This window comes from Aquabacterium sp., from assembly GCF_004297345.1.
Lineage (GTDB): Bacteria > Pseudomonadota > Gammaproteobacteria > Burkholderiales > Burkholderiaceae_C > Aquabacterium.
This window is the reverse complement of record NZ_SCTN01000258.1, coordinates 1-6,488: the sequence shown is the minus strand read 5'-3', so window position 1 is coordinate 6,488 and position 6,488 is coordinate 1. Positions and strand designations below refer to the sequence as shown.

Genomic DNA, 6,488 nt, shown 5'->3' with positions numbered 1-6,488 from the left:
GACCAAGAGCAGTGCGAAGAAGCGTTTTCGCGTTCGCCCGGGTGGTACCGTCAAGCGCGGTCAAGCCTTCAAGCGTCACATCCTGACCAAGAAGACCACGAAGAACAAGCGTCAGCTCCGCGGCGCTGTGAACGTGCATGAGACCAACATGGGCCACATGGCTCAAATGTTGCCTTTCGCTGGCCTGTAATCGGTCAACGAAACGTCTCACTGGTTTTAGATTTTTACGCCGAAGGAGTAATCCATGCCTCGCGTCAAACGTGGTGTAACAGCCCGCGCTCGTCATAAGAAAGTTCTCGCCCTGGCCAAGGGTTTCCGTGGTCGCCGCAAGAACGTATACCGCATCGCCAAACAAGCCGTCATGAAGGCAGGTCAATATGCCTACCGTGACCGCCGCGCCAAGAAGCGTGAATTCCGCCGTCTGTGGATTGCACGTATCAACGCCGGTAGCCGTGCACTGGGCCTGACCTACAGCAAGTTCATTGCTGGCATCAAGAAGGCTTCGATCGAAATCGATCGCAAGGTGCTGGCTGACATGGCTGTCAACGATCCTGCTGCTTTCGCCAGCATCGTTGAAAAGGCCAAGGCACAACTGGCTGCTTGATCAATCGAGCAGACAGCTAGCTAGATGCTGCGCCGGTCGCAAGGCCGGTGAACTAAAGGCCAACATCACGTTGGCCTTTTTTTTCGACAAAAGACCATGACCGACACCCACAGCGATCTCCAGGCGCTGGTGCAATCTGCTCAGGAAGCGTTTGCCGCCACAGCCACGCCAGCCGACCTCGAAAACGCCAAGGCCCGTTTCCTGGGCAAGTCTGGCAGCGTGACCGAGTTGCTCAAAGGCATGGGCGCCTTGAGCCCCGAGGAAAAGAAAACCCGTGGTGCGGCCATCAACCAGGCCAAGCAGCAGGTCGAAGCCGCGCTGAACGCGCGTCGCCAGGAATTGGCTGATGCCGAACTGGCAGCGCAACTGCGCGCCGAAAGCCTGGATGTGACCTTGCCCGGTCGCCGTCGCGGCGAGGGCGGCCTGCACCCCGTGTCGCTCAGCATCGAGCGCATCGAGGGCATTTTCGGTTCGATGGGTTTTGCTGTGGCCGATGGCCCGGAAATCGAAGCCGACTGGTTCAATTTCACTGCACTGAACACGCCGGAAGACCATCCTGCGCGTTCGATGCACGACACCTTCTATGTCGAAGGTGGCCACCTGCTGCGCACGCACACCAGCCCGATGCAGGTGCGTTATGCCGTGCAGCATGTGAAGCAACACGCTGAAGCCATCGCCAAGGGCGAACGCATGCCCGAGATCCGCGTGATCGCGCCGGGCCGTACCTACCGCGTGGACAGCGACGCCACGCACTCGCCCATGTTTCATCAGTGCGAAGGCCTGTGGATCGGCGAGAGCGTCAGCTTCACGGATCTGAAAGCGGTGCTGGGTGACTTCTTCAGCACCTTCTTTGAAACCGACGAGCTGGACATCCGCTTCCGTCCGTCCTTCTTCCCGTTCACCGAGCCATCGGCTGAAGTGGACATCGCTTTTGCTTCCGGTCCGCTCAAGGGCCGTTGGCTGGAAGTGGGCGGGGCAGGGCAGGTGCACCCGAACGTGGTCCGCAACTTTGGCCTGGATCCGGAGCAATACATCGGCTTCGCGTTCGGCCTGGGCCCTGATCGCCTGACCATGCTGCGCTACGGCGTGAACGATCTGCGCCTGTTCTACGAAGGCGATCTGCGTTTCCTGCAGCAATTCCAGTAAGGGCGAGGGCCGCAGGGCCTTTGCCGTTTGTGTGATGCTTTGAGTCCCGCTACATCTGCTTAAGGATCTCTGCCATGACCATGACTTCCGCCGCTACCACCATCCGTGCCTGGGCTGCGCAAGAGGCTTCGAAGCCGCTTGTGGCGACTTCGTACGAGCCGGGTCCTCTGGGCGCAGAAGAGGTGGAGGTCAAGGTCGAGCATTGCGGCCTGTGCCACTCCGATCTGTCCCTGATCGACAACGAATGGGGCTTCTCGGGCTACCCGATCATCGGTGGTCACGAGGTGGTGGGCACGGTGGTGGCATTGGGCGCCAACACCAAGGGCTTGAAGCTCGGCCAACGCGTGGGCATTGGCTGGATGGCCGGCAGTTGCATGTCCTGCAAGAGCTGCCTGGGTGGTGAGCCGCAACTGTGTCGAGCCGGTGTGCCGACCATCGTGGGTCACAACGGCGGCTTTGCAGAGCGCGTGCGTGCGCATTGGCTCTGGACTTGCCCTATCCCTGAAAAGCTGGATCCGTCCAAGGCCGGCCCGCTGCTGTGTGGCGGCATCACCGTGTTTTCGCCTTTCCTGAACTTCGGCATCAAGCCGACGCACCGCGTGGGCGTGGTCGGCATTGGTGGCCTGGGCCATCTGGCGCTCAAGTTCGCGCGTGCCTGGGGTTGCGAGGTCACCGCGTTCACGTCCAGCGAATCCAAGCGCGACGAGGCCTTGCAATTGGGGGCGCACAACGTGGTCTCCAGCGTGGATGCAAAATCCATGAAGCAGGTGGCCGGCAAGCTGGACATGGTGCTGGTCACGGTCAACGTCATGCTGAACTGGAAGGCGTTGATGAGCACGCTGGCCCCCAATGGCCGTCTGCACATCGTGGGCATCCTGCCCCAACCGATGGAGGTGGAGGCCTTCCCCTTGATCGGTGGCCAGCGCAGCGTGTCGGGCTCCCCCACGGGCTCGCGCCAGGACATCGACACCATGCTCGACTTTGCCGCACGTCACGGCATCGAGCCTCAAACCGAACACTTCCCGATGAGCCGCATCAACGATGCGCTGGAACACCTGCGCGCGGGCAAGGCCCGTTATCGCGTGGTGCTGGACGCGGATTACCCGTCCGAGCTCATCTGATCGAAACAAACATACCGATTCCCAAGGATCACTGACATGCAATTCCCCGAGTCCTGGCTGCGAACGTTCTGCAACCCCGACCTGACCACGCAGCAACTGGCTGATCTCCTGACCATGGCCGGCCTGGAAGTGGAAGAGCTGCAACCGGTTGCGCCGCCGTTCACGGGCGTGGTCGTGGGGCATGTGCTGGAAGTGGCCAAGCACCCGGATGCCGACCGCCTGAACGTGTGCAAGGTGGATGCCGGTACGGGCGCCGTGCTGCAGATCGTGTGTGGCGCGCCCAATGTGCGCCCGGGCATCAAGATCCCTTGCGCGACGGTGGGTGCAGAGTTGCCGCCGGGCGCCGATGGCAAGCCCTTCAAGATCAAGCTGGGCAAGTTGCGTGGCGTGGAGAGTCAGGGCATGCTGTGCTCGGCACGCGAGCTGGGCGTGTCTGAAGAATCGAACGGCCTGCACATCCTGGCGGATGACGCGCCGATCGGCCAGAACATCCGCGAGCACCTCAAGCTCGACGACACGCTGTTCACGCTCAAGCTCACGCCCAACCTGGCGCATTGCCTGAGCGTGGCAGGTATCGCGCGTGAAGTGGCTGCATTGACCGGTGCTCCGCTGACCTTGCCGGCCGTGGCGCCCGTCAAGCCGGAGATCGACGCACGCGTGAAGGTGACTGTGGAAGCCGCCGACCTGTGCGGCCGTTTTGCCGGCCGTGTGATCCGTGGTGTCAATCCTCAGGCCAAGACGCCGGACTGGATGGTCGACCGCCTGGCCCGTTGTGGTCAGCGTTCGGTGTCGCCGCTGGTGGACATCTCCAACTACGTGATGTTCGAGCTGGGCCAGCCTTCGCACGTGTTCGATCTGGACAAGATCCACGGCGATCTGGCCGTGCGTTGGGGCAAGGCAGGCGAGCAGCTCAAGCTGCTCAACGGCAACACCATCACGCTGGATGAGCAAGTGGGCGTGATCGCGGACGGCAATCAGGTCGAGTCGCTGGCCGGCATCATGGGCGGCGACGCCACGGCCGTTGGTGACGATACCCGCAACGTCTATCTGGAGGCTGCGTTCTGGTGGCCCAAGGCCATCGCGGGCCGTGCTCGCCGCTACAACTTCTCGACCGATGCCTCGCACCGCTACGAGCGTGGCGTAGATCCTGCGCCCACGGCCGATTACATCGAGCGCATCACGCGCCTGATCATCGACATCTGTGGTGGCCTGGCCGGCCCGCTGGATGATCAGATCGTGCAGAAGCCCGATCGCAAGCCAGTGACGCTGCGTCTGTCTCGCGCTCAACGCGTGATCGGCATGCCTGTCACGCTGACCGAAGTCGAGCAGGTGCTGACGCGCCTGGATCTGCCATTCACGGCGCAGGCGAAGAAGGACGACACGCATCTGGTGGTCGTCCCACCGAGCTGGCGCTTTGACATCCAGATCGAGGAAGACCTGATCGAAGAAGTGGTGCGCGTGATCGGCTTCGACAAGCTGCCCAAGCGTGCGCCCAAGGCTCCGGTGACCTCGCAAGTGCGCCCGGAGGCACAGCGTGGCCTGTACGCCGTGCGCCGCTCTGTGGCCGCGCGTGGCTACCAGGAGGCCATCACTTTCAGCTTCGTGGAAGAGAAGTGGGAAGCCGATTTCGCGGGCAACACCAACCCCATCCGCGTGCTCAACCCGATCGCCAGCCCGCTGGCCGTGATGCGTTCCAGCCTGATCGGTAGCCAGGTCGAGGTGCTCAAGACCAATCTGTCGCGCAAGGCTGATCGCGTGCGTATCTTCGAAGTGGGGCGCGTGTTCAAGCGCGATGCCTCCGTGCAGGATGGCGCGCAGACCGTGGCCGGTTTCGATCAGCCCGTGCGCGTGAGTGGCCTGGCCTATGGCTCGGCAGATGCCCTGCAATGGGGTGCGGCTGCTCGCAATGTGGACTTCTTCGATGTGAAGGGTGATGTGGAGGCCTTGCTGGCGCCGCGTCAGGCTCAGTTCGTCGCAGCCGAGCATCCTGCCTTCCATCCTGGCCGTTGCGCGCAGGTGGTGGTGGACGGCAAGGCCGTGGGCTTTGTGGGCGAGTTGCACCCCAAGTGGCGCCAGTCGTATGACTTGCCGCTGGCCCCGGTGCTGTTCGAACTGGATGCCGATGTGCTGGTGCAGCGTGTGGTGCCATCGTTCACCAACGTGCCCAAGATGCAGTCGGTCTACCGTGACCTGGCCCTGGTGGTGCAAGACAGCACGCCTCACGATGCGCTGATCGCCGCCATCACGAAGGCCCCGAGCGAAGGCCTGGTGCGTGGCGCCCGTTTGTTCGACATCTACAAGCCCAAGACACCCGTGGCCGGCATCGCCGACAACGAGCGCAGTCTGGCTGTGCGCGTGGAACTGCGCGATGATGAGCAGACTTTGACCGATGAGCGCATTGAAGCCGCCATGAAGGCCGTTCTGGCTTCCCTGGACAGCGGTATTGGCGCACGGGTTCGTGCCTGAGGCCGGGGAGGGCCTGAGAGATGAGCGAAAAGATCAGTGATCTGACGGTGTTGTTGCCGACCATCGAGACACCAACCCTGACCAAGGCCGAACTGGCCGACATGCTGTTTGAGCGCCTGGGCCTCAACAAGCGTGAGTCCAAGGACATGGTCGAGGCGTTTTTCGAGCAGGTCAACGACACCCTGGTGCAAGGCACTGACGTGAAACTGTCGGGCTTTGGCAACTTCCAGATTCGCCGCAAGGCACCGCGCCCAGGGCGTAATCCCCGCACGGGCGAGGCGATTCCCATCAAGGCGCGCAATGTGGTGACCTTCCATGCCAGCCAGAAGCTCAAAGGCATGGTGCAGGGCGACATTCCATCTGGTGAAGACTTGGAGTAAAGTCTGAAACCTTTTCCCGATCTTGTTGATCTTGATGGGGATTTTTACGGAACATCGGGAAACTGATCTGTAGTCTGCGATGGGATCCATGGACCGCGTCGAGGGCGTTTTGCCCCCCATTCCTGCCAAGCGCTACTTCACCATCGGTGAGGTGAGCGAGTTGTGCCTGGTCAAGCCTTATGTGCTTCGCTACTGGGAGCAGGAGTTCGTCCAGCTCAAACCCATGAAGCGCCGTGGCAACCGCCGTTATTACCAACACCATGAGGTGTTGTTGATTCGCCGTATTCGCGAGTTGCTGTACGAGCAAGGCTTCACCATCAGTGGGGCCCGCAATCAACTGGCCGAGATGGGCGTGTTGGCAGCGGTTCCGGATGACCTGGATGCCGTGGTCGAAGAGCCTTTGAATGCGAATCCGGGTGCCAAGGGCCTGCCAGGTGGTGTGCGCCCTGTGCCTGCTTCCACGGCTTCGTATGACGGGCGTGCTGCGCGTGCCCTGCAGGCCAGCACCCCGGCGATGGCGGATGCCGCCTGGATGGTTCCGGCCATCCCGGATCTGGACAAATTGAGCCCGGATTCGGTCATGGCGTTGCGCGAAGCGCTGCTGTCGATCCGCGATTTGTTGTCTTGATGACAAAAATGTTGAGCGAGCTTTTAGAAAAGCAAAAAACCCATGCTATAGTCTAAGTCTTCGTCGGGGCGTAGCGCAGCCTGGTAGCGCACTTGCATGGGGTGCAAGGGGTCGCGAGTTCGAATCCCGCCGCCCCGACCAAA

At 61.8% G+C, this 6,488-nt stretch carries 7 protein-coding genes and 1 tRNA gene; all 8 read left to right on the top strand.

The genetic code is table 11. From position 1 onward, the window contains the following. On the top strand, positions 1-190 hold a 190-nt coding region (rpmI, locus tag EPO09_RS09180; protein WP_290642376.1), incomplete at its 5' end, for a 50S ribosomal protein L35. Between the two features lie 54 nt (positions 191-244). Continuing rightward, positions 245-604 carry a 50S ribosomal protein L20 gene (gene rplT / locus EPO09_RS09175; protein ID WP_058089095.1) on the top strand — a complete coding sequence of 120 codons (360 nt, stop codon included), beginning with the start codon at positions 245-247 and terminating at the stop codon, positions 602-604. A 96-nt stretch (positions 605-700) separates the two neighbouring features. Next, a complete protein-coding gene (locus tag EPO09_RS09170) occupies positions 701-1,750 on the top strand; it encodes a phenylalanine--tRNA ligase subunit alpha (protein ID WP_290642371.1) in 1,050 nt (349 codons plus the stop codon). Positions 1,751-1,824: 74 nt separating this feature from the next. Then, positions 1,825-2,871 carry an NAD(P)-dependent alcohol dehydrogenase gene (locus EPO09_RS09165; protein WP_290642369.1) on the top strand — a complete coding sequence of 349 codons (1,047 nt, stop codon included), beginning with the start codon at positions 1,825-1,827 and terminating at the stop codon, positions 2,869-2,871. A gap of 36 nt (positions 2,872-2,907) precedes the next feature. Next, positions 2,908-5,337: a phenylalanine--tRNA ligase subunit beta gene (gene pheT / locus EPO09_RS09160; protein WP_290642368.1), complete on the top strand. Its 2,430-nt coding sequence runs from the start codon at positions 2,908-2,910 to the stop codon at positions 5,335-5,337. Between the two features lie 20 nt (positions 5,338-5,357). Then, the gene (locus tag EPO09_RS09155) at positions 5,358-5,717 is read left to right on the top strand and encodes an integration host factor subunit alpha (protein ID WP_290642366.1); all 360 of its coding nucleotides are present in this window, start codon (positions 5,358-5,360) and stop codon (positions 5,715-5,717) included. Positions 5,718-5,796: 79 nt separating this feature from the next. Next, positions 5,797-6,345 (top strand): MerR family transcriptional regulator, encoded by a 549-nt coding sequence (locus EPO09_RS09150; protein ID WP_290642364.1) that lies wholly within the window; start codon positions 5,797-5,799, stop codon positions 6,343-6,345. Between the two features lie 64 nt (positions 6,346-6,409). After that, a tRNA-Pro gene (locus EPO09_RS09145) sits at positions 6,410-6,486 on the top strand. Positions 6,487-6,488: the final 2 nt, after the last annotated feature.

What these genes read in the sequence shown, in the direction of transcription:
- rplT (WP_058089095.1), top strand. Translation starts at nt 245, where the DNA reads ATGCCTCGCGTCAAACGTGGTGTAACAGCCCGCGCTCGTCATAAGAAA.
- EPO09_RS09170 (WP_290642371.1), top strand. Translation starts at nt 701, where the DNA reads ATGACCGACACCCACAGCGATCTCCAGGCGCTGGTGCAATCTGCTCAG.
- EPO09_RS09165 (WP_290642369.1), top strand. Translation starts at nt 1,825, where the DNA reads ATGACCATGACTTCCGCCGCTACCACCATCCGTGCCTGGGCTGCGCAA.
- pheT (WP_290642368.1), top strand. Translation starts at nt 2,908, where the DNA reads ATGCAATTCCCCGAGTCCTGGCTGCGAACGTTCTGCAACCCCGACCTG.
- EPO09_RS09155 (WP_290642366.1), top strand. Translation starts at nt 5,358, where the DNA reads ATGAGCGAAAAGATCAGTGATCTGACGGTGTTGTTGCCGACCATCGAG.
- EPO09_RS09150 (WP_290642364.1), top strand. Translation starts at nt 5,797, where the DNA reads ATGGGATCCATGGACCGCGTCGAGGGCGTTTTGCCCCCCATTCCTGCC.